The sequence below is a fragment of the Streptomyces sp. NBC_01428 genome (assembly GCF_036231965.1).
GTDB lineage: Bacteria > Actinomycetota > Actinomycetes > Streptomycetales > Streptomycetaceae > Streptomyces.
The window spans coordinates 6,536,992-6,557,998 of the sequence record NZ_CP109499.1; the positions used below are offsets into that span (position 1 = coordinate 6,536,992).

General features: G+C 72.1%; 21 protein-coding genes. 10 read left to right on the forward strand and 11 right to left on the reverse strand.

Annotation, left to right across the window (positions count from 1 at the left end):
• Window positions 1-192: 192 nt before the first annotated feature.
• Window positions 193-561, reverse strand: coding sequence for an ArsC/Spx/MgsR family protein (locus OG406_RS28255; RefSeq protein WP_164373234.1), 369 nt, complete (start codon window positions 559-561; stop codon window positions 193-195).
• A 209-nt stretch (window positions 562-770) separates the two neighbouring features.
• On the opposite strand from OG406_RS28255, the gene OG406_RS28260 reads away from it, so the two are divergent.
• Entirely contained in the window at window positions 771-1,079 is a 309-nt protein-coding gene (locus OG406_RS28260; RefSeq protein WP_081221516.1) for a hypothetical protein, read from the forward strand.
• Between the two features lie 145 nt (window positions 1,080-1,224).
• On the opposite strand, the gene OG406_RS28265 is transcribed toward OG406_RS28260, so the two are convergent.
• Window positions 1,225-2,421, reverse strand: a complete 1,197-nt coding sequence (locus tag OG406_RS28265; protein WP_329188451.1) for a winged helix DNA-binding domain-containing protein — start codon at window positions 2,419-2,421, stop codon at window positions 1,225-1,227.
• A 182-nt stretch (window positions 2,422-2,603) separates the two neighbouring features.
• On the opposite strand from OG406_RS28265, the gene OG406_RS28270 reads away from it, so the two are divergent.
• The 6 genes from OG406_RS28270 to OG406_RS28295 all read left to right on the forward strand — a co-directional run bounded on the left by OG406_RS28270 (window position 2,604) and on the right by OG406_RS28295 (window position 8,878).
• On the forward strand, window positions 2,604-3,131 hold the full coding sequence (locus tag OG406_RS28270) for a hypothetical protein (RefSeq protein ID WP_329188452.1): 528 nt from the start codon (window positions 2,604-2,606) through the stop codon (window positions 3,129-3,131).
• Between the two features lie 5 nt (window positions 3,132-3,136).
• On the forward strand, window positions 3,137-4,495 hold the full coding sequence (locus OG406_RS28275; protein WP_164373236.1) for a DUF2252 domain-containing protein: 1,359 nt from the start codon (window positions 3,137-3,139) through the stop codon (window positions 4,493-4,495).
• A 126-nt stretch (window positions 4,496-4,621) separates the two neighbouring features.
• The gene (locus tag OG406_RS28280; protein WP_329188454.1) at window positions 4,622-5,221 is read left to right on the forward strand and encodes a chemotaxis protein CheB; all 600 of its coding nucleotides are present in this window, start codon (window positions 4,622-4,624) and stop codon (window positions 5,219-5,221) included.
• Window positions 5,222-5,246: 25 nt separating this feature from the next.
• Window positions 5,247-7,118 carry a CheR family methyltransferase gene (locus OG406_RS28285; RefSeq protein ID WP_164373238.1) on the forward strand — a complete coding sequence of 624 codons (1,872 nt, stop codon included), beginning with the start codon at window positions 5,247-5,249 and terminating at the stop codon, window positions 7,116-7,118.
• Between the two features lie 18 nt (window positions 7,119-7,136).
• Window positions 7,137-7,985, forward strand: a complete 849-nt coding sequence (locus tag OG406_RS28290; protein ID WP_329188457.1) for an ANTAR domain-containing protein — start codon at window positions 7,137-7,139, stop codon at window positions 7,983-7,985.
• A gap of 152 nt (window positions 7,986-8,137) precedes the next feature.
• Complete coding sequence (locus tag OG406_RS28295) at window positions 8,138-8,878, forward strand: GAF and ANTAR domain-containing protein (RefSeq protein ID WP_329188459.1); 741 nt, start codon at window positions 8,138-8,140, stop codon at window positions 8,876-8,878.
• 90 nt (window positions 8,879-8,968) lie between these two features.
• Here the strand turns inward: OG406_RS28295 and OG406_RS28300 are convergent, their stop codons facing one another.
• A complete protein-coding gene (locus OG406_RS28300; RefSeq protein ID WP_329188461.1) occupies window positions 8,969-9,703 on the reverse strand; it encodes a DUF1269 domain-containing protein in 735 nt (244 codons plus the stop codon).
• Window positions 9,704-9,977: 274 nt separating this feature from the next.
• Between OG406_RS28300 and OG406_RS28305 the strand changes: the two genes are divergently transcribed.
• A complete protein-coding gene (locus OG406_RS28305) occupies window positions 9,978-10,283 on the forward strand; it encodes a hypothetical protein (protein WP_267050608.1) in 306 nt (101 codons plus the stop codon).
• A 36-nt stretch (window positions 10,284-10,319) separates the two neighbouring features.
• Here the strand turns inward: OG406_RS28305 and pspAB are convergent, their stop codons facing one another.
• From pspAB to glnA, 3 genes are all read right to left on the reverse strand, one after another.
• Complete coding sequence (pspAB, locus tag OG406_RS28310; protein WP_164373241.1) at window positions 10,320-10,904, reverse strand: PspA-associated protein PspAB; 585 nt, start codon at window positions 10,902-10,904, stop codon at window positions 10,320-10,322.
• Window positions 10,905-10,908: 4 nt separating this feature from the next.
• Window positions 10,909-11,853 (reverse strand): zinc metalloprotease HtpX, encoded by a 945-nt coding sequence (htpX, locus tag OG406_RS28315; protein ID WP_164373242.1) that lies wholly within the window; start codon window positions 11,851-11,853, stop codon window positions 10,909-10,911.
• Between the two features lie 249 nt (window positions 11,854-12,102).
• A complete protein-coding gene (glnA, locus tag OG406_RS28320) occupies window positions 12,103-13,512 on the reverse strand; it encodes a type I glutamate--ammonia ligase (RefSeq protein ID WP_267050606.1) in 1,410 nt (469 codons plus the stop codon).
• 199 nt (window positions 13,513-13,711) lie between these two features.
• On the opposite strand from glnA, the gene OG406_RS28325 reads away from it, so the two are divergent.
• Window positions 13,712-14,179: an RDD family protein gene (locus OG406_RS28325; protein ID WP_081216841.1), complete on the forward strand. Its 468-nt coding sequence runs from the start codon at window positions 13,712-13,714 to the stop codon at window positions 14,177-14,179.
• Between the two features lie 318 nt (window positions 14,180-14,497).
• Here OG406_RS28325 and OG406_RS28330 read toward each other — a convergent pair whose 3' ends face one another.
• The 4 genes from OG406_RS28330 to lipB all read right to left on the reverse strand — a co-directional run bounded on the left by OG406_RS28330 (window position 14,498) and on the right by lipB (window position 17,683).
• Window positions 14,498-15,196, reverse strand: coding sequence for a DUF4191 domain-containing protein (locus OG406_RS28330; protein WP_081216840.1), 699 nt, complete (start codon window positions 15,194-15,196; stop codon window positions 14,498-14,500).
• 81 nt (window positions 15,197-15,277) lie between these two features.
• On the reverse strand, window positions 15,278-15,475 hold the full coding sequence (locus tag OG406_RS28335) for an SCO2195 family GlnR-regulated protein (RefSeq protein ID WP_081216839.1): 198 nt from the start codon (window positions 15,473-15,475) through the stop codon (window positions 15,278-15,280).
• A gap of 304 nt (window positions 15,476-15,779) precedes the next feature.
• Window positions 15,780-16,745 carry a lipoyl synthase gene (gene lipA, locus OG406_RS28340; RefSeq protein WP_164373244.1) on the reverse strand — a complete coding sequence of 322 codons (966 nt, stop codon included), beginning with the start codon at window positions 16,743-16,745 and terminating at the stop codon, window positions 15,780-15,782.
• Window positions 16,746-16,876: 131 nt separating this feature from the next.
• Window positions 16,877-17,683 (reverse strand): lipoyl(octanoyl) transferase LipB, encoded by an 807-nt coding sequence (gene lipB, locus OG406_RS28345; RefSeq protein ID WP_164373245.1) that lies wholly within the window; start codon window positions 17,681-17,683, stop codon window positions 16,877-16,879.
• Window positions 17,684-18,012: 329 nt separating this feature from the next.
• Between lipB and OG406_RS28350 the strand changes: the two genes are divergently transcribed.
• Window positions 18,013-19,485 carry a regulator gene (locus OG406_RS28350; RefSeq protein ID WP_081216836.1) on the forward strand — a complete coding sequence of 491 codons (1,473 nt, stop codon included), beginning with the start codon at window positions 18,013-18,015 and terminating at the stop codon, window positions 19,483-19,485.
• A gap of 92 nt (window positions 19,486-19,577) precedes the next feature.
• Here the strand turns inward: OG406_RS28350 and OG406_RS28355 are convergent, their stop codons facing one another.
• Entirely contained in the window at window positions 19,578-20,939 is a 1,362-nt protein-coding gene (locus OG406_RS28355; protein WP_329191016.1) for an NAD(P)/FAD-dependent oxidoreductase, read from the reverse strand.
• Window positions 20,940-21,007: the final 68 nt, after the last annotated feature.

The window sequence follows — 21,007 nt, forward strand, 5'->3', positions numbered from 1 at the left end:
GCGGGGGGAGCGTTACGCCGCTATGTACGGGATACCGAACGGAGTTGCTCAACGGTGACAGCGGCCTCGTAAGTAACCTGGATCACAGGGGAGTTGGGGGAGATGCCGGACCGTGGGGGTCGAACACCCCCTCGGTGCGGCTCCGTTGGACGGTCGCCCCCGGTCCTCTCACGGCCGTCGCCCCCGGTCCGCTCACGGCTGTCGCCGGGACAGCGCCTCCCGTACCGCCTCGTCCGTGCGGGCGACGACAGCCGTCCCGTCGTCCGCCGTGATGATCGGCCGCTGGATCAGCTCCGGATGCTCGCCGAGCGCGATGATCCAGCGGTCCCGCGAACCGGCGTCCCGCGCCCACTCCCGGAGTCCCAGTTCCTCGGCCGCGGCCTCCTGGGTCCGCGTGATGTCCCACGGTTCGAGTCCGAGACGGTCGAGCACGTCGCGGATCTCGTCCGCGCGCGGCACGTCCTCCAGGTAGCGGCGGACGGTGTAGTCGGCGCCTTCCGCGTCGAGCAGGCCCACCGCGCCGCGGCACTTCGAACAGGCCGGGTTGATCCAGATCTCCATACGGCACACGCCACCCGGTGTTCGATTTTCTGCCACCTCACGCGTCACTCTCGGATCGGGGGTGGAACGGCGTCAATTCCCTTTCTCACCTGGTGCTTTGGTGTCCGTCCGGGCTCCCTGAATGTCAGTGCGGCGCAGTAGACTGGTAGCAGTGTTCGAGGATCACGCCGGGCGGTCCGGCGGGGTCCTGACGCGACAGGAGGATGCTCGTGCCCGCTGCCGCACTGAAGCCGCTGCCCACCCAGTCCACCGCGAAGAGGCCCGTCCAGCTGGACCTGCCGTACGAGCCCGTGGAGAAGCGCCCGCTCCCGCCGGGCCGCCCCCGCGACTGGTACGTCACGCACAACCGCCGGCTCAAGGCGATGCGCCTGGCCATCGCCCTGCTCGACTCCGGTGTGTACGTGCCGAACCAGGCACGCAACGAGACGATCCACGGCGCCGCCCGGCTCATCGGCGTGCACCCGCCGTCGGACACCACGTGCCACATGGTGCGCGCGCTGATGAGGTACGCGCGCTGACGCGTCCCACCCGCTGAGGGGCCGGGCACACCGGGCGAAGACCGCCGGGCACCCCCGTCGCACGACGAGGGCGCCCGGCACCGGTTGGCCCGCACCGGTTGGCCCGGCACCGGTGCCGGGCCGCCCGGCGCGGCCGCCCTTCTCCTCAGCCCGCGGCCAACTCCCTCTCCAGGGGCGTCCGGAAGCGCGGGGTGACGCGGGTCGTGCCCACCCATCGTTGGAGGCGTTCGGCCTCCGCGGTGATCGCGGTGCGGGCGTCGCGGCCCACGTCCTTCGGCGCGAGCAGCCGCCAGACGATCTCGCCGTCGGGTCGCTGTGCCCAGCCGCCGACCACCCGGCCGTCCCACCACACCGTCGGCCCGACGTTGCCGCTGCCGTCGAACAGGGCGGGCCGCAGGGACGGGTCGAGATACCAGTCGCGCTCCTGGCGGCTCATCGGCGTCGGGTCGAGGCCGGGCAGCAGCGCGGCCCAGGGTTCGGCGGGCCCGTCGACCGGCTCCTCGTCCCCGGGCGCCACATAGGCGGTGACCCCGTCGTCGAGCGAGACGGCGACCGCCCCGATCGCGGTCAGCGTCCGCCGTACGTCCGTGACCTTCCAGCCCGTCCACCACTTGAGGTCGGCCTCCGTGGCGGGCCCGCACGCGGTGAGCCAGCGGCCCAGCAGCTCGGATCTGGCCTCGGCGGGCGGGAGTTCGGGGTGCGGCGGTGCCACCGCCCAGCGGAACTGGCTCGACGTCCAGGAACCCAGCGGACGCCCCCGCACCACCCGGCCCTCGACGCCCAGCACCCGCATCAGCCGGGACGACACGGTCTGCGGAGTCTCGTAGCTCTTGCCGGCGCCGTAGACGAACTGCTCCTTCAACCGCGGCTCGTCCCGGGTGAGTTCGTTCACCGTGGCCTGGCCGCGGCGGGCCAGCGCCGCGAGCGCCGACTCCTCGACCAGGGTGAGCCACTCCTCGGTCAGCCGCCCGTCGCTGCCGGTGGCCACGTCCTTGACGAGCCCGGCCCGCGCCTTCGCCGCGATGTCCAGCCCGGTCGAGGCGTGCACCACGGCCGCGAGCGCGGTGGGGAACACGAACACCGTGTGCCGCATGCCGTGCATCCGGACGAGCGTCCGGTCCTCGTACAGGGCCCGGTCGACCTCCGCGACCGTCACCCCGGCGTCCACGAGCCGCGCGCCGACCGCCAGGTACACCGTCGCCGGATCGGTCCCGTGCAGCGCGACCAGCGCGTCCGCGACCTCCTCGGGCCGCGCCGCCCGCGCGGACGGCGCGAGCCGATGCCGCAGCCCCAGCCGTGCCCGCCGCTCCGCCACCCCGATGTGCCGTGGTTTCCCCGTCACGCCGCCTCCGCTCCCGACCCCTGGCCCTCGTGGCGTTCATCCTCCCGGAGGGCCGCCCGGTACGGGGCGCGGCTCACCCGTTCGTCCCACCCGGGCATGCGGTCGTCCCGCCCGCGGCCTTGACTGGGGCCACCGCCAGGAGCGGAGCCCGGAGGAGAGCCAGGACCACAACAGGAGACGCGATGCAGAGCAACGGCGCACGAGGACCGGTCCGGCTGATCCTGGCCGCGGCCGCGGTGGTGTCGCTGGCCGCGTCGCTGACCGCCTGCTCCGACGACAGCAGCCCCTCCGACGCGGCCTCCCAGGCCGCCTCCGCCGCCTCCAGAGCCGCTTCGGCGGCGTCCCGGGCCGCGTCCGCCGCCACCCAGGCCGGCGACTCGCTCGCCTCCGCGACCGCCGAGGCCGGCCGGAAGTTCGACGAGTTCAAGAACGGCGCGGACGCCAAGGACGAGGTGAAGACCGACGGCTCCGCGAACGCCGACTCGGACGGCCGCGCCACCGTGAAGGTGACCGCGTCCAACCCGACCTCCTCGGCACGGTCGTACGTCGTCCAGGTCGACTTCCGCGACACCGGCGGCAACCTCCTCGACACCACCGTCGTGACCGTCGACGACGTCGCGGCGAACGGGTCCAAGGACGCGACCACCCGCAGCAACCGCGGTCTCACCGGCGACGTCGACGCCACCGTCGCCCGCGCCGTGCGGCACTGACGGCCGTGCTCCGCAACGGCGTCACGGCCACCTCGGCCGACCGTGCCGCGCGCGGACGGGCGGCCCGCAAGCGCGTCTCCCGCTCCGCGCACGGCAGCTGGATCCCCGCCGCCGACCGCCCCGATCCCGTCGGCGTCCTGCAACGGCAGGGCAGGGACCGGCTCCAGGAACTGCTCCCCATCCGGTACGGGCGGATGGCCGCGTCACCGTTCGCGTTCCTGCGCGGAGCCGCCGCCGTCATGGCCGCCGACCTGGCCGCCCAGCCGCACACCGGGCTCACCGTCCAACTGTGCGGCGACGCCCACCTGCTGAACTTCGGCCTCTACGCCTCCCCGGAACGCTCGCTGCTCTTCGACCTCAACGACTTCGACGAGACGTTCCCCGGCCCCTTCGAGTGGGACGTCAAGCGGCTCGCGGCCAGCGTCGCCGTCGCCGCCCGCGAGAACGGGCACAAGGAGGAGCACGTCTTCGCCGCGGCACGGGCCGCCGCCGGGCACTACCGCGAGACGATGCGGCGGCTCGCCCGGCAGGGCGAGCTGACCGTCTGGTACCAGCACATCGACGCCGACCTGCTGCTGCCGCTGGTCCGCTCCGGACGCCGACGCCGGCGCGCCGAGGCGACCCTCACCCGGGCCCGCCGCCGCACCAGCCTGCACGCCCTCGGCAAACTCACCGAGACCGTCGACGGACGCCCCCGCATCGTCCACGACCCGCCCCTGCTGGAACCGGCCGGCACCCTCGACATGGCCACGCTCCGCAAGATCTTCAGCGACTACCGGTCCACGCTCACGGAGGAACGCCGCCTCCTCCTCGACCGGTACCGCTTCGTCGACGCCGCCCGCAAGGTGGTCGGCGTGGGCAGCGTCGGCACCCGCTGCTTCATCGTGCTGCTCGCCGGGCGCGACGCCGACGACCCGCTGTTCCTGCAGATCAAGCAGGCCGGACGCTCCGTACTGGAAGAGCACCTGCCGACCGGCCCGTACCTCCACCCCGGACGCCGCGTCGTCGCCGGGCAGCGGCTGATGCAGGCCGCCGGCGACATCTTCCTCGGCTGGACGACCGGACCCGAGGGGCGCGCGTTCTACTGGCGCCAGCTGCGCGACATGAAGGGCTCCGCGGACATCGCCGGCATGGACCCCGGTGAGCTGCGCGGATACGCCGGACTGTGCGGCACGGCGCTGGCCCGCGCGCACGCCCGCTCGGGCGACCGCATCGCCATCGCCGCCTACCTCGGCGGCGCCGACACCTTCGACCGCTCCCTCGCGCACTTCGCGCTGCGGTACGCCGACCGCACCACCGCCGATCACACGGCACTCGGCGCGGCGGTGACGGCGGGCGTCGTCCCGGCGACCCCCGGTGTGTGACGGACCGCGTCCCACCGCCCTTCCCCGTCCCACGGCCGTCCTCCCGCGTCGCTCCGCCGTCCTGAATCCGAGGTCCGCGGGGGTTCGCCGCCGTCGGCGACCCCGATACGGCGCTACGCTCCGTGTATGAGGGCTGAAGCGTCCACTCCGGAGCAGTACGCCGTCGTGGCGGTCGCCTCCTCCGCGGGCGGCATCTACGCGCTCATCGAACTCCTGGGCGGTCTCGGCGCCGATTTCCCGGTGCCGGTCCTGGTCGTCCAGCACCTCGACCGCCGGCACCGCACGGTGATCGCCGACGTGCTCTCCCGGCGCACGGAACTCGCGGTCAAGCTCGCGGAGGCCGACGAACGGATCGAGGCGGGCACGGTCTACATCGCCCCGCCCGACCGTCATCTGCTGGCCGGCCCCGAGGGAGTCCTGAGCCTGTCGAACAGCGAACTCGTCCATTTCGTCCGTCCCTCGGCCGATCTGCTCTTCGAGTCGCTCGCGGGCGCGTACGGCGACCGGGCGATCGTCTGCGTGCTCACCGGATCGGGTGGTGACGGTGCGATGGGGGTGGACGCCGTGAAGTCGCGCGGCGGCACCGTCATCGCGCAGGATCCGGCGAGCGCGCAGTTCCGGGGGATGCCGGAGGCGGCCGTGGCCACGGGCGCGGTGGATTTCATCCTGCCGCTCGGCGAGATCGCCGAGCTGATCCGGGGTCTGGTCGGAAACGACAAGAAGTGAATGACGAAACGTGAATGAGGAAGTCATGGCTGACGGGCGCGACGTCGAGACCGACGACGAACTGGAGGAACTTCTCGGCTTCCTGCGGGACGCGCGCGGATTCGACTTCACCGGGTACAAGCGGTCGACGCTGGGCCGCCGCATCCGCAAGCGGATGGCCGACGCCCAGGTCACGTCGTACGCCGACTACCGCGACCGGCTGGAGACGGACGCCGACGAGTTCGGTGCCCTCTTCAACACCATCCTGATCAACGTCACCTCGGTCTTCCGCGACCCCGACGCCTGGACCTTCCTCCAGAACGAGGTGGTGCCCGAGGTGCTCGCCCAGCTCGGGGACGACGAGGAGATCCGGGTGTGGAGCGCGGGGTGCTCCAGCGGGGAGGAGGCCTACTCGCTGGCGATCATGTTCGCCGAGACCCTCGGCGTGGACGAGGCACTCAATCGGGTGAAGATCTACGGCACCGACGTCGACGAGGAGGCGCTCCGGGAGGCCCGGGCCGGGCTCTACCCGGCGAAGGCCCTCGAACCTCTCGCGCCCGAGCTGCGCGACAAGTACTTCGAGGCGAACGGCGCCCGGTTCAGCTTCCGCAGCGACCTGCGCCGCCGGGTCATCTTCGGCCGCCACGACATCACCCGCGACGCCCCGATCTCCCGCCTCGACCTCCTCGTCTGCCGCAACACGCTCATGTACTTCAACGTCGAGGCGCAGACCCAGATCGTCGACCGCTTCCACTTCGCGCTGCGCGAGAGCGGCTTCCTCTTCCTCGGCAAGGCCGAGCTGCTCCTGAACGACGCCGACCGCTTCGACGTGGTCAGCATGCGCCAGCGGATCTTCCGCCGCCGCCCCGGGAGCCAGCCCACGCCCTACCAGCCGACCGGCGTGAAGATCAGGCCCGGCTCCGCCACCGAGGTGAAGACGGTGGCCCGCACCCGGCAGGTCCGCGATCTCGTCGTCGACGGCACACCGACCCCCATGCTCGCCGTCGACGCCGACGGCATCGTCGTCCTCGTCAACAGCCAGGCCCGGACCCAGTTCGGACTCACGGCCGGAGACCTCGGCCGCCCCTTCCAGGACCTGGAGATCTCCTACCGACCCCTGGAACTGCGCTCGTTGATCGAGCAGGCGACGAACGAGCGCCGCTCCCTGCGCATCAACGGAACAGAGCGCCGGGTCGGCGAGGAGCACCAGTACTACGACATCCTCATCCAGCCGCTGATGTCGCCGGGCAGCCCGCCCGTGGCCACCAGCATCACCTTCACCGACGTCACCGTCGCCACCCAGCTCAAGGCCGAGGTCAAGCGCGTACGCGAGGACCTGGAGACCGCCTACGAGGAACTCCAGTCGACGAACGAGGAACTGGAGACGACCAACGAGGAACTCCAGTCCAGCATCGAGGAACTGGAGACCACCAACGAGGAACTCCAGTCCACGAACGAGGAGTTGGAGACGACCAACGAGGAACTCCAGTCCGGCAACGAGGAACTGGAGACCATGAACGAGGAACTCCGGGTGCGCACCGAGGAGCTGGACGCCGCCCGCCTCTTCCTCGAAGGCATCCTCTCCAGTGTCGGCGCCGGCGTCGTCGTCCTCGACCGGGAACTGAAGGTGACCAGCTGGAACTCGGGCGCCGTCGACCTGTGGGGGCTGCGCGGCGACGAGGCGATCGGGCAGCCGTTCTTCTCCCTCGACTTCGGGCTCCCCACGGACTCGCTCCGCGCGGTCGTGAACGAGTGCCTCGACACCGGCAGACGGGACACCCCGCGCTATGTGTCGGCCGTCAGCAGACTGGGCAAATCGCTGCGGTGCGCGGTGCTGACCAGCCCCTTCGACGGTGACGGCGGCGGGGTGGTCATGCTCATGGAAGAGAGCTCCGGCGATTCCTCCGCCCGGTCCTGACCGGCGTAGGGTGAAGACATGCAGCCCCTGGGCGGTCGGCCCGATCCGGCGGCGCAGGCCCTGCGCCGCGCCGCCCTCGCCAGAGAGCGCGCGGAGCGCGAGCTGGCGGCGGCCGCGCGCCAGGAAAGACTGGCCGAGCGCACCGGCATGGACCTGCACGAACGTCTCGCGCGAATCCACCGCGACTCCGCGGCCTGCCAGCGCACGGCGGCCCAGCTCCAGGAGGCCTACGCCCGGCTGCTCACCGGCGCCGCCGCCGACGGGCCGACCGCGACCACGCCCGGCTTCATGGCCTCCGTGGCCGAGGTGTGCGGCACCCGCGGCGCCGCCCTCAGCTATCTCGCCGCCGACCGGAGCCAGCTCGCGGTCGCCGCGTCCGACGAACCCGCGCGCGCCGCACAGGAGTTGGAGTTCCTGCTCGGCGAGGGTCCGGCCAGGGACGCGGCCGTGGCCGGCACCGCGGTCAGCGCGTCCGGGACCGAGCTGTGCGAGCGCTGGCCGGTGTACGGGACGGCGCTCGCCGAGCTCGGCTTCGACGAGGTGGCCGCCGTGCCGCTGCGGCAGCACGACACCTGCGTCGGCTCCCTCACCGTCTTCGACCCGCGGTCCGGCGCGGTGGGTTCCCTCACCGAGGTGGCGGACGCCCTCACCCGGACGATGGTGCTCGGCCCGCAGGCCGACCCGGGCCTGTACGGCGGCACGGAGTTGCGCGCGGTGGTGCACCAGGCCGCGGGCATGGTGTCGGTCCACACGGGCTGCGCCGTCGCCGACGCCCTGGAACTCGTCAAGGCGCGCGCCTTCAGCGAAGGTCTGCCGGTCGAAGGTGTGGCCGAGCGGATCGTCAGGGGAGAGCTGCTCCTCGGCTGACACGGACAGGCGCCCACGGCGCGCGGCCGGCGGACCTCGGCGCCCGCGCCCACCCCACCCCGGGAAGTCGCCGGGCCGGATTCCACAGACCTGAAGCACCAGTAGCAGGAGAGATCCCCAGTGGCAGAGATCCGAGAGGTGGCAACGACCCCATGAGCACGCCCATGCCGCAGCAGCGGCTGGCCCACGCCTTCGTCGAGTTGGCCGGGCACGGGGTGACCGAGCCCGACGATCCGTCCGGGCTGCTCGCCACACTCGCCGCGTTCGGACCGCGGCTCCTCGGCAGCCACGGCGCCACGGTGATACACGTCCCCGACGACCATCTGCCGGTCCAGCTCGCCGGCACGGACCCCGACCTGGTGGACCTGGAATGGGAGGCGGTGGAGTGGGGTGAGGGGCCGGGGTACGACGCCCGGCGGACCGGCCGTCCCGTGCCGGACAGTGCCCTCGACACCCTGCCCGCCCAGAAGGCCTGGCCGCGGTACGCCCCGCGCGCCGTGGAACTCGGCTGCCGGCGGGCCGTCGCCCTCCCGCTCTCCGCGGGCCCCGGCAGGGGTCTGACCCTCGGCGCGCTGGTCCTGCTCTACACCGGGCCCGACCCGCTGACCGCCGACGTCCTCGCCCTCGCCCAGTCGTTCGCCGACGCGGCGGGCTACACGCTGGCGCGCGACCGCGAGATCCGTCAGAGCCGCGCCCTCGCCGACCAGCTCGGGCACGCCCTGAAGAGCCGGGTCGTCATCGAGCAGGCCAAGGGCGTGCTCGCGGCCCGCCGGAAGGTGTCGGTCGACGACGCCTTCGCCGTCCTGCGCGCGTACGCCCGGTCGCAGCAGCGGCGGCTGGCCGAGGTGGCCCGGGACGTGGTCGACGGACAGCTGGACCTGGGGAGCGACTGAGCCGTCCCGATCCCGGCGGGTGCACACGCCTCCGCCCGGCCCCCGACAGGGACCGGGCGGAGAAGGCGGGGCAGGCCGGGGCCTGCGGCCTCAGGAGGAGACCGGCGCGCTCCGTGCGTCCGCGGTGGGCGGGGCGGGAGGCGTGGGCTTCGGCGGACCGGGCTTCGGGGGCGCGGGCTTGGGAGGCGTCGCCGCCGTGCCGGGTCCCGACATGACGGCGCCGGCCCTCGACGGCCCGGCGTTGCCGGAGGACGCGGACGGGGACGTACCGCCGGTGGCCGTTCCCGGGGCGGCCGAGGTGCTCGCCTGCGGGGCCGGGGCGGTGCCCGCCGAGTGCGACCGGGCCGCCGCGACCGCGTCGCGCAGCGCGTCCTCCTGCTCCTGGCTCAGCGAGGTCTGCACCAACTGGCCGCCGAACCCGGCGATCTGGGGGATCACCTTGTCCCCGGCCGCCTGCTTCACCAGGACGAACAGCGCGGCGGCGCCGGGCCGCAGGTTCTGGCTCACGTCCTTCATGAAGCGGTCGTCGACCCCGGTGTCCGTGATCGCGCCGCCGGCCGCTCCGGCCGCCGCTCCCACCGCCGCCCCCAGCAGGGGCGCCAGGAACAGCAGCCCGATCACACCGCCCCACAGAGCGCCGCCCGCCGCCCCCACGGCCGTGTGGCTGACCGCCTGATGCAGCTTGATCCGGCCGTCCTCGTGCCGTTCGACGACGACGGCGTCCTCCAACTCGACGAGATGCTGCTTCGACAGCTCGAACAGCTTGTCGCGCACCTGGTTGGCGGTGGCCACGTCGTCGTAGGCGACGACGAACAGATTGCTCATGACGGGCACCCCTTATGTCGATTTCGTTTGACTTTATAGCGATATCGCACAAGGTGCAGTCGGGAGAAATCCAGATGCGTCCCGGCGTCCGGGCTCCCCGCGCCGACGGTGCGTTCGCGTACGACACGGCACCGCTTTCCGCCGTACAGGCATCAGTTCACGGACACGGGGCTACTCTCTACGCACCGACGGACGGCTGCCTCCCCCAGCGCCCCGCCGGACCATCCAGAAAGCCGTCAAGGCCCTTTCATCCACGCATCCAAGGAGTCCCGTCATGGGCACCTTGATCTTTTCCGCGACCGCGATCCTGGTCGTCATGGGTTTCTCCAACCACACGCTCTGGCTCGCGGCGGTGGCCGTCCTCTTCCTGTACGTCCGCTACGGCCGCACCGGGGGAAGCACGTCCGCCGCGTCCTCCCCGGCTGCTCCCGGCACTCCGGGCCCCGCGGCCGGGGGCTCCGGTGCCCGGCCCGACTCCAGCTACCGGGCGTACCGCGACCGGCGGGACCGTCAGGCCAGGTGGGAGCGCCGCTACCGGCGCGAACGTCCCCTGGAGTCGCGTCGCCAGGAACGCAAGTAGCTCCGCTCCCGCCCACGGCCCTGCGGGCCCGGGACGTCACAGCCCCGGCGCACCCCAGATCGGGAACCAGCGGCCGAGGTCCTCCTCGACCCGCAGGTCGTCCGCGAGCACCGCCTTGATCTGGAGCTCCAGCGCGTTGTCGCGCCGCTCGCCCGCTCCGGCGAGCGGCGCGAAGGGATAGAAGGTCCCGCGCTTGTACAGGTAGACGAGGCCGAGGTGGCGCTGCCGGCTGTCCTGGAACGTCGCCACGGAGCAGAGCAGCTGGGGTCCGAAGCCCGTGCCCTCCAGGGCGCTGTTGACCGCGTGCAGATCACTCACCAGCGCGGGGAGGTCGTCGGGACTCCGGCGGGAGACCAGCCACGCGTATCCGTACTCGTCCCGGCTGACCTCCACCGGTGGCCCCGACCGTTCGGCGTCCGCGTCGAGCAGGGCCTGCGCCTCCTGGTGGGCCTCGGCGAAGGCCGCGCCCTCCACCGAGGCGCAGCACACCGCGCCGGTGCCGGTCGGGGTGAAACCGGCCGCCGCCTCCAGGGTCACCGCCGCCGACGGCAGCCCGAAGAGGCGGTCGAGGTCCGGAGCGACGGGCTTGCTGCGGCCGAGCAGGATGTCCAGGAACCCCATGCGGTCAGACGGCCTCTCCGGGAGTCGGGGCGATCGGGTCCGGCACCGCGGGCTCGCCCAGCTCGACGGAGATGCGGGCCAGTTGTTCGAGCCGTTGTTCGAGGCTCGGGTGGGTGGAGAAGAGGTTGGCGATGCCGGGCTCCCGGCCGAGCGCGGGGGTGAAGTAGAAGGCGTTGAAGGCCTGGGCGGTCCGCAGGTCCTTCGTGGGGATGCGGCCGATGTCCCCGGTGACCTTGGTCAGGGCCGAGGCGAGCGCCGAGGGGCGGCCGGTGAGCAGGGCCGCGGCCCGGTCGGCGGCCAGCTCGCGGTACCGGGAGAGCGCCCGGATCAGCAGGAAGCTGATGGCGTACACGGCCGCGGACACCGCCATCACCGCCATGAAGATCGCGACGGTGTTCTGGTCCTTGCGGCCCCGCCCGCCGAAGAGCTGCGAGTAGAACGCGAACCGCACGATCAGACCGGCGAGCACCCCGAGGAACGACGCCACGGTGATCACGGCGACGTCCTTGTGCGCCACGTGCGACAGCTCGTGCGCGAGGACGCCCTCCAGCTCGTCGGGCTCCAGCCGCCGCAGCAGCCCGGTGGTCACGCAGAGCACCGCGTGGTCGGCGTTGCGGCCGGTCGCGAACGCGTTCGGCATGTCGATGTCCGACACGGCGACCAGCGGCTTGGGCATGTCGGCGACCGCGCACAGCCGGTCGACGACGCCGTGCAGCTGCGGATACTCCTCGCGCTCCACGATCCGCCCGTGCATCGCGTACAGGGCGATCCGGTCCGAGAACCAGTACTGGGCGATCAGCACCCCGGCCGCGATCACCACGACCAGCACCCACGACTTCAGCAGCACGATCAGCGCGGCGACGAACGCCACGTACAGCAGTCCGAGCAGGAACAGCGTGACCGTCATCCGCACGGTCAGCCGCCGATCGTTCCGGAACCGGCTCTGCATCTCGCATCACCCCGCAGCTCAGGCACTCGCCCCGCTGTCCATTGTGCGCCCGGCACCCCCCATGAACAGGTGCCGATACCCCCCGCGGTGGGCAAAGAACTTCCCTGTCAAAAGCCACTTATTTACGCCGCTCCGACACCGGGCCGGTCCCGGGCAGCACGACGGCCGTGCTGGCCGGTCCCGGGCAGCACGACGGCCGTGCCCCTCCAGAGGAAGGACACGGCCGGTGGTGTGGCGGTGGGGCGGGGTTTACACGTCGAAGTAGAGCTCGAACTCGTGCGGGTGCGGACGCAGCTGCAGCGGGGCGATCTCGTTGGTGCGCTTGTAGTCGATCCACGTCTCGATCAGGTCGGACGTGAAGACGTCGCCGGCGAGCAGGAACTCGTGGTCGGCCTCGAGGCGGTCGAGGACGGCGGGGAGCGAGGTCGGCACCTGGGCGACGCCCGCGTGCTCCTCGGGAGCCAGCTCGTACAGGTCCTTGTCGATCGGCTCGGCCGGCTCGATCTTGTTCTTGACGCCGTCCAGGCCGGCCATCAGCAGGGCCGCGAACGCGAGGTACGGGTTGCCGGAGGAGTCGGGCGCGCGGAACTCGACGCGCTTGGCCTTCGGGTTGGAGCCCGTGATCGGGATACGCATGGCCGCGGAGCGGTTGCGCTGCGAGTACACCAGGTTGACCGGGGCCTCGAAGCCGGGGACCAGGCGGTGGTACGAGTTCACCGTCGGGTTGGTGAAGGCCAGCAGCGACGGGGCGTGCTTGAGGATGCCGCCGATGTAGTAGCGGGCGGTGTCCGACAGGCCCGCGTAGCCCGCCTCGTCGTAGAACAGCGGCGAACCGTTGGTCCACAGCGACTGGTGGACGTGCATGCCCGAGCCGTTGTCACCGAAGATCGGCTTCGGCATGAAGGTCGCGGTCTTGCCGTTGCGCCAGGCGACGTTCTTCACGATGTACTTGAAGAGCATCAGGTCGTCGGCCGCGGCGAGCAGCGTGTTGAACTTGTAGTTGATCTCCGCCTGGCCGGCGGTGCCGACCTCGTGATGCTGGCGCTCGACCTGGAGGCCGGAGTTGGCCAGCTCCAGGGAGATCTCGGCACGCAGGTCGGCGAAGTGGTCGACCGGCGGGGTCGGGAAGTAGCCGCCCTTGTAGCGGACCTTGTAACCGCGGTTGTCCTCGACCGCACCGGTGTTCCAGGCGCCCGCCTCGGAGTCGATGTGGTAGAAGGACTCGTTCGCGGAGGTCTGGAACCGCACGCTGTCGAAGACGTAGAACTCGGCCTCGGGACCGAAGTACGCCGTGTCGGCGATACCGGTCGACGCGAGGTAGGCCTCGGCCTTCTTGGCCACGTTGCGCGGGTCACGGGAGTACTGCTCGCCCGTGATCGGGTCGTGGATGAAGAAGTTGATGTTGACCGTCTTGTCGCGGCGGAAGGGGTCGACGCGCGCGGTGGACAGGTCGGCGCGGAGCGCCATGTCGGACTCGTGGATGGCCTGGAAGCCGCGGATGGAGGACCCGTCGAACGCGAGCTCCTCGGCCGGGTCGAAGGCCTCGGCCGGGATCGTGAAGTGCTGCATCACACCCGGCAGGTCGCAGAAGCGGACGTCGACGAACTTGACGTCCTCGTCCGCGATGAACTTCTTGGCCTCGTCGGCGTTCTGGAACATCCAGCTCCTCCTACTCCCGCCCACTGTGGACCGGGGTGGTAGTTCGTTCGTGCGGCCAGTGCGGTGGCACACGCTGGAGCCGACCATAGGGACGGGGGATTTCTCAAGCGTGACCCATTTGTTTCGCCCAAGTTAACCGACCCGGGTCCGTACGGCCCCTCCTGTCCACAGGTCAAAACGGGCACAGTACCGTGGACGCGTGGACAACAGGCAAGCAATCGGATCGTGGCTCTCCGGACCCCGTGCGGCCGCCGAGGACGCCGGTGTCGACTTCGGATACCGCGGCGAACAGCTCGGTCTGCCGGAGCAGGGACCGGGCTCGATCGCCCGCCCCGGGCGCCGGCTCGGCGCCCTCGTCGTCGACTGGGGCCTGTGCCTCCTGATCGCATACGGGCTGCTCACCCATGGCTACGACCAGGCCACGGGCAACTGGGCCCTCCTCGTCTTCTTCGTTCTCGGCCTGCTCACGGTCGGTACCGTCGGCTTCACGCCGGGCAAGCGGCTGTTCGGTCTGCGCGTCGTCCCGGAGGGCGGCGGCCGGCTGAACCCCCTGCGCGTCCTGCTGCGCACCGCGCTGCTGTGCGTGGCCGTCCCGGCGCTGATCTGGGACCGCGACGGCCGCGGCCTGCACGACCGGCTGGCCCGCACGATCGAGGTCCGCGCCTGACCCGCACGGCGCGACCGCCCGCGGCCACTCCGTGAGCCCGGCCGCCGTGGCAGCCGAGGAGCGGTCACTTCGTGAACCCGGCCGCCGTGGCCGCGGAGGAGCGGTTGCTCCGTGAGTCCGGCGGCCGTGACCGGCCAGGAGGCGGCCACTCCGTCGGTCCGGCCGCAGCGGCTCTCGATGATTGAGCCGTCTCTCCCCGCCGGGCGGAGGCGACGGCATCCCGGAGTGCGGCCCACACGGCCCGCACGCCCTACAGAACGCCGATGGGGCGCCCGGAGAATCTCCGGGCGCCCCATCGGCGTTCTGGTCCTGGGTGCGTCAGCGGCCCTTGCCGCCGCGCGGCATCCGCATGCCCTTGGGCATCGGGCCCTTCGGCAGCGGCATGTTGCTCATGAGGTCGCCCATCGCGCGCAGCCGGTCGTTGGTCGCGGTGACCTGCGGGCCGGTGAGGACGCGCGGCAGCTTGAGCATCGTCGTGCGGAGCTTCTTCAGCTCCACCGTGTTCTCGCCCGTGCCCACGAGGATGTCGTGCACCGGAACGTCCGAGACGATCCGCGCCATCTTCTTCTTCTCGGCGGCCAGCAGGCTCTTCACCCGGTTCGGGTTGCCCTCGGCGACCAGCACGATGCCGGCCTTGCCGACCGCGCGGTGCACCACGTCCTGGCTGCGGTTCATCGCCACCGCCGGAGTCGTGGTCCAGCCCCGGCCGATGTTGTCGAGCACCGCCGCCGCTGCGCCGGGCTGTCCCTCCATCTGCCCGAAGGCGGCCCGCTCGGCCCTGCGCCCGAAGACGATCGCCGTCGCGAGGAAGGCGAGCAGGAGCCCGAGGATGCCGAGATAGACCGGGTGGCCGATCAAGAAGCCGATCGCGAGGATGACACCGAAGGTGACAATTCCGACAGCCGCGAGTACAAGACCGATCAACTTGTCGGCCCTGCGGGTCATCTTGTACGTCTGGACGATCTGCTTGAGTCGCCCGGGGTTCGCAGCGTCCGCTGCGGGTTCCTTCCTCGCCATGCCAGGAAGTCTACGTGGCCCGGGAAGCGCCTTCGACGGCAGTACCGGGCGAGCGGGGCCGCGGAGGCGCGGCGCCGGGGGTCAGGGACGCGTCAGAACGGATTCGAGCACGAGCTGCGCCTCGACCCGGTCCTTCGCGCGGCGGCGGTCCTCCAGGACGGAGGTCCACGCGTTGCGGCGGGCGGTGCGCTGCCCACTGCTCATCAGCAGCGACTCGACGGCACGGAGTGCATCGGTGAACGACGGGATCGCGGTGGCGCGAACGGGCGCGGCCTGCATGGCGGAGGTCCCCCCTCGGGATGGGTGGCTCGTGCGGGGCGGTACGGGGTGTAGGACAAGGGTCACTGATTGGTGTTACCAGGGCGTGACCGACCGGTCAAACACCGATGAAACCTTGACGCCGCGGGTCGTATTTCCGATGCGTCCGCGGTGGCGTCTCCAACTGCGCGGATGGCCGCGACGGCCGTGAACGGGCCGGTGTGAACGGTGAGTTGGCTGTGCCCGGACTCACACGAAGGCGGTGGCACTCAGTGCCACCGCCTTCGTTTCGCAAAATCTCGCGAGCGCTTCCCGTTCGGCGTAATCAGACCGCCTGGGAGGCGACATAGGCGCCGCGCTTCTCGACGGCCATCTGGTAGAGCCGGCCGGCCCGGTACGAGGAACGGACCAGCGGACCCGACATGACGCCGGAGAAACCGATCTCCTCGGCCTCCTCCTTCAGCTCCACGAACTCGTGCGGCTTGACCCAGCGCTCCACGGGGTGGTGGCGCACGGTGGGCCGCAGGTACTGCGTGATCGTGATGAGCTCGCAGCCCGCGTCGTGCAGCTGCTGGAGCGCCTCGCTGACCTCCTCGCGGGTCTCGCCCATGCCGAGGATCAGGTTCGACTTCGTGACCAGACCGTAGTCACGGGCCTCGGTGATGACCTTGAGCGAGCGCTCGTAGCGGAAGCCGGGGCGGATGCGCTTGAAGATCCGCGGCACGGTCTCGACGTTGTGCGCGAAGACCTCGGGGCGCGAGGAGAAGACCTCGGCGAGCTGCTCGGGCTCGGCGTTGAAGTCCGGGGCCAGCAGCTCGACCTTGGTGCGGCCGGTCTCGCGGCCCGCCGTCTGGGCGTGGATCTGGCGGACCGTCTCGGCGTACAGCCAGGCACCGCCGTCCTCCAGGTCGTCGCGGGCGACGCCGGTGATGGTGGCGTAGTTCAGGTCCATCGTGACGACGGACTCACCGACACGGCGCGGCTCGTCACGGTCCAGCGCCTCGGGCTTGCCCGTGTCGATCTGGCAGAAGTCGCAGCGCCGCGTGCACTGGTCACCGCCGATGAGGAAGGTGGCCTCGCGGTCTTCCCAGCACTCGTAGATGTTGGGGCAGCCCGCCTCCTGGCAGACGGTGTGCAGGCCCTCGCTCTTCACGAGCGCCTGCATCTTCGTGTACTCGGGGCCCATTTTCGCCCGGGTCTTGATCCACTCGGGCTTGCGCTCGATGGGGGTCTGGCTGTTCCGGACCTCCAGGCGCAGCATCTTGCGTCCGTCGGGTGCGACTGCGGACACATCGGCTCCCTGTAGCTTCGATTCTTCGGCGTACACCAGGGTACGCCCGTGCGGTTCTCGGCCCCCGAGGTGGGCAACCTTCGGGAACAGGGGTCCATTCCCGTACGGCCGCCCCGTCCGGGGGCGGGTTTCTAGGCCGGCGTCCGTTCCACGACCCGCGGCTGCAGCTCCGCGTTCTCCAGGACGTCCCGAAGATGCCGCTCGGCCACCGGCAGGACCTCGGCGATGGTCACGTCGCGGCCGAGTTCGCCCGCCAGCGAGGCGACGCCCGCGTCGCGGATGCCGCACGGGATGATCCGGTCGAACCAGGCGTTGTCCGGGTTCACGTTCAGGGCGAAGCCGTGCATGGTGACGCCCTTGGCGACCCGGATGCCGATCGCGGCGATCTTGCGGTCCTCACGGCGCTGGCCGGCGTTGGAGGGCGCGTACTCCGGGCCGTCGAGCCGCGGGTCGAACTCCTCGTCCTGGAGCCGCGGGTCGAAGTCCAGGGAGAGTCCGCCGAGCGCCGGGAGCTGTTCGGCGGGGTCCTTGGCGTCGCCGAGGATCCACACACCGCTGCGGCCCTCGACCCGGCTGGTCTCCAGGCCGAACTCCGCGCACGTGCGGATGAGCGCCTCTTCCAGGCGGCGCACGTGTGCCACGACGTCCACCGGGCGGGGGAGCTTCTGGATGGGGTAGCCGACGAGCTGGCCCGGGCCGTGCCAGGTGATCTTGCCGCCGCGGTCCACGTCGATGACCGGCGTGCCGTCCAGGGGCCGCTCGTTGTCCGCCGTGCGCCGGCCCGCCGTGTAGACCGGCGGGTGCTCCAGGAGCAGACAGGTGTCGGGGACCTCGTCCAGGAACCGGGCGGCGTGCACGCGACGCTGCTCGTCCCACGCCTCCTGGTACTCGACGGCCTCCGCACCGAATCCCATGCGGACGAACCGCAACTCACTCACGGCAAGCGCCTCCCTCGAAGCTTCCTGGGGCGGTGGTGGCCCCGTGCGCGGCACGTGGAAGAACCTTTCGTCAGGTCCGTCGCGCGCCCACGCCACTGTACGTCCGGCCGTCACGCGTCAGCTCGACGGTCAATCCTCACACGATCGGATGAATGAATGTCGAAGTGTGCGATGACGTGCTCACGCTCCGCTACATTCGCGCCGTTCACGAGGCCATAAGGGCTGCTCACAGGCAATCCGGGCACCAGGCGGCCTCGGGGCGGTCCGAGCACGCTCCACGCCGCCCCGAGGCCCCTTGCTGACCCGAAAGGCAGGAGACCGCACCGCAGATGACGGAACGACCCGCGCAGCGCACTCCCAACCGCCAGCTCGCCGCGCTCATCGCAGAAGCGGGGTTCTCCAACGCAGGTCTCGCCCGTCGCGTGGACCAGCTCGGTCTGGAACACGGACTCGACCTCAGATACGACAAGACGTCGGTGACGCGGTGGCTGCGGGGGCAGCAGCCCCGCGGCACCACGCCCGCGCTCATCGCCGAGGTCTTCACCCGCCGCCTCGGCCGGCGCCTGACCGCGCAGGACCTCGGACTCGACGCCTGCGCACCCGTCTACGCCGGGCTGGAGTTCGCGGCCACCCCGGAGGAGGCCGTCGACATCGTCAGCGGCCTGTGGCGCAAGGACTCCGGCAGCCACGCCGAACTCCGCAAGATCGCCTTCACCCCGGCCGGACTCGTCGTCCCCAGCCGGGACTGGCTGATCGGCCGGGCCGACGACCGCGTCGCACACGGGGACCAGCCCTCCCGGGTGCCTCCCCAGGGGCGTCCGGCGGCCCCCCGGCTCACCGCCCCGCCCGAACCGGGCGTCCCTCCCGCCCGGCGGACCCGCACCGAGCGCGGTCCGGGCCAGCGGGTCACCGGAGGGGACATCGCCGCCCTCCGGTCGGTCGGCGAACTCTTCCGCGCCCTCGACCACGCCTACGGCGGCGGCCACGCCCGGCAGGCACTGGTGCGCTACCTCGAGCACGAGGCCGAGCCGATGCTGCGCGGCGCGTACGGCGAACAGACCGGCCGCCACCTGTTCGCCGCGGCCTCCGACCTCACCCGGCTCGCCGGCTGGACCTCGTACGACATCGGCGCGCACGGGCTCGCCCAGCGGTACTTCGTCCAGGCGCTGCGGCTCGCGCAGGCCGCGGGGGACCGGGTGTACGGGGCGTACGTGCTCATCACGATGAGCCGGCAGGCCGTCTACCTCGGACACGGGCGGGAGGCCGTGCAGCTCGCCCGGGTCGCCCAGCAGGGACTCGGGTCGTCGGGACCGCACCTGGTCCAGGCGCTGCTGCACGCCGTCGAGGCGCGGGGGCACGGTGTGCTCGGCGAGGTGCGGGCCTGCACGGCCTCGCTGGTCCGGGCCGAACGGGCGCTGGAGGCGTCCCGGTCCGGCGACGAGGTCCCGCACTGGGCCCGGTTCTTCGACGAGGCCCAGCTCGCCGACGAGTTCGGGCACTGCCACCGGGACCTCCAGCAGTTCCGGGCCGCCGCGCAGCACGCCGAGCGCTCGCTGCAACTGCGCGCGCCCGGCTACGCCCGCAGCCGGCTGTTCTGCCGGGTGGTGCTCGCCTCCGCCCGGCTCGGGCTCGGCGAGCTCGACCAGGCCTGCCTGCTGGGCGCGGAGGCGGCCGGGCAGGCGGCGGAGATGCGATCGGCCCGGGCCGTCGAGTACGTACGGGACTTCGAGAAGCGGCTCGAACCGTACAAGGACGCGGCGCCCGTGCGCGGATACCGGGACAAGGTGTCCACGCTGGGCTGAGCCAGGGGGACCGCGGCGGTCGTCCCCGGTCTCCGGCCTGGGGTGCCGGAGACCGGGAAGTCGGCTGTGCCCGCCGGGCGGGCCGGGGGCCGTCAGGCGGCCGCGGACTCCAGCCGCTGCTCCGACGGGGCCCGGCGGACGTCCAGGTCCCGCAGGAGGGCGTGGGCGGCCCGTCGGGCCGAGTGCAGCGCGCCCTGGACGGTGCTGGTGTCCCGGTGGTCGCCGCACACGTACAGGCCCGCCAGCAGCCGTACCGGGCGCCGCGCGTCGTGCGGCGGCGGCATCGCCGGGACCGCCTCGGGTTCGTGATGGACCGCCAGCAGTTCCCAGCGGGACGTCGACGTCCCGTAGAGGCGCGCCAGTTGGGCGCGGACCGTCGCGTCCAGGTGGGCCGCGCCGGGCGGGGTGCCGAGCACGGTCGAGGAGACCAGGGCGCGGCCCGCCGGTGCCCGCGTCGGGTCGACCTGGCTGACGACCGCGGTGTGGGCCACCGGGCCGCCCCGGTCGGCGTCCAGGAGGAGGGCCGGGTCGGTGAGCGGGGGCTCGTCCATGGTGTGGTGCAGGACGGTCACCGGATGGAAGGCCGGGACGTGCAGCCCGGGCAGGAAGTCCGCGGCGGCGCGCGCCCCCGTCGCCAGCAGGACGGACCGGCAGCGGATCTCGCCGTGGTCCCGCGTCGAGACCCTGGTCGTGGAGACGGCGGTGACCTCGACGTTCGTGTGCACGGTACCCGGCGGCAGGCCGACCGCGAGCAGCTCCGGGAGCGCGTCCGCGCCGCCCTCCGGCAGACACAGCCGGCCCGTGGCGAAGGAGTGCAGGGCGAGATCCGCGCACCGGCTCGACGTCCCGAGCTCCGGGTCGCAGAGCAGGGCGGCCAGCAGGGGGCGCAGAAAGCCGTCGACCGTACGGGGTGGCAGGCCCCGGGCCGTCAGCGAACGGGCCGCGGTGAGGTCGGGGCGCGCGAGGAGCCGCTCCGGCTCGGTCGCGGCGAGCCGGCCGAGGGCCATCGCCAGACGGGACTGGTCCAGCGGGCCGCCGAGCGGTCCGGGCCGGGAGGTGCTGCGCGCCGGGCGGGCCAGCGGCAGCCGGGGGGCGCTCGCGAGGGCGCGTGCGGTGCTGAGTGCGCCCCTTGCGCTCCGTGGAGTGCCGGGTGCGGCGGCCCGGTGGTGGTGGCCGTCGCTGTGCAGCAGCACGCCGGGCGAGAACGGCCGCAGGACCAGGCCGTCCAGGCCCGGGGTGTGGCGCAGTTCCGGGTACGAGGTGGACAGGAGCCGGCCGAGCCGGTCCAGGCGGAAGCCGTCGACCTTCTCCGTGGACATCCGGCCGCCCACCTGGGGGCCGGCCTCCAGGACGACGGTCCTCAACCCCGCCCCGGTCAGATGTCGTGCGGCCGCGAGGCCGGCGACACCGGCTCCCACCACCACGACGTCCACCTCTGCTGCGTATTCCGCGATCGCCGCACTGTGCGCGGCTTGACGTGCGGGCTCTGGCACGTGCCCCTCCTCGAGGTTGCGCGGCCGGT

Bases quoted from the DNA above. Each gene is read 5' to 3' on its own strand.
- OG406_RS28255 (WP_164373234.1), bottom strand. From the start codon at position 561: ATGGAGATCTGGATCAACCCGGCCTGTTCGAAGTGCCGCGGCGCGGTG.
- OG406_RS28285 (WP_164373238.1), top strand. From the start codon at position 5,247: ATGGCTGACGGGCGCGACGTCGAGACCGACGACGAACTGGAGGAACTT.
- OG406_RS28270 (WP_329188452.1), top strand. From the start codon at position 2,604: ATGCAGAGCAACGGCGCACGAGGACCGGTCCGGCTGATCCTGGCCGCG.
- OG406_RS28300 (WP_329188461.1), bottom strand. From the start codon at position 9,703: ATGAGCAATCTGTTCGTCGTCGCCTACGACGACGTGGCCACCGCCAAC.
- pspAB (WP_164373241.1), bottom strand. From the start codon at position 10,904: ATGGGGTTCCTGGACATCCTGCTCGGCCGCAGCAAGCCCGTCGCTCCG.
- OG406_RS28295 (WP_329188459.1), top strand. From the start codon at position 8,138: ATGAGCACGCCCATGCCGCAGCAGCGGCTGGCCCACGCCTTCGTCGAG.
- OG406_RS28330 (WP_081216840.1), bottom strand. From the start codon at position 15,196: ATGGCGAGGAAGGAACCCGCAGCGGACGCTGCGAACCCCGGGCGACTC.
- OG406_RS28305 (WP_267050608.1), top strand. From the start codon at position 9,978: ATGGGCACCTTGATCTTTTCCGCGACCGCGATCCTGGTCGTCATGGGT.
- glnA (WP_267050606.1), bottom strand. From the start codon at position 13,512: ATGTTCCAGAACGCCGACGAGGCCAAGAAGTTCATCGCGGACGAGGAC.
- OG406_RS28290 (WP_329188457.1), top strand. From the start codon at position 7,137: ATGCAGCCCCTGGGCGGTCGGCCCGATCCGGCGGCGCAGGCCCTGCGC.
- OG406_RS28350 (WP_081216836.1), top strand. From the start codon at position 18,013: ATGACGGAACGACCCGCGCAGCGCACTCCCAACCGCCAGCTCGCCGCG.
- OG406_RS28335 (WP_081216839.1), bottom strand. From the start codon at position 15,475: ATGCAGGCCGCGCCCGTTCGCGCCACCGCGATCCCGTCGTTCACCGAT.
- OG406_RS28280 (WP_329188454.1), top strand. From the start codon at position 4,622: ATGAGGGCTGAAGCGTCCACTCCGGAGCAGTACGCCGTCGTGGCGGTC.
- htpX (WP_164373242.1), bottom strand. From the start codon at position 11,853: ATGCAGAGCCGGTTCCGGAACGATCGGCGGCTGACCGTGCGGATGACG.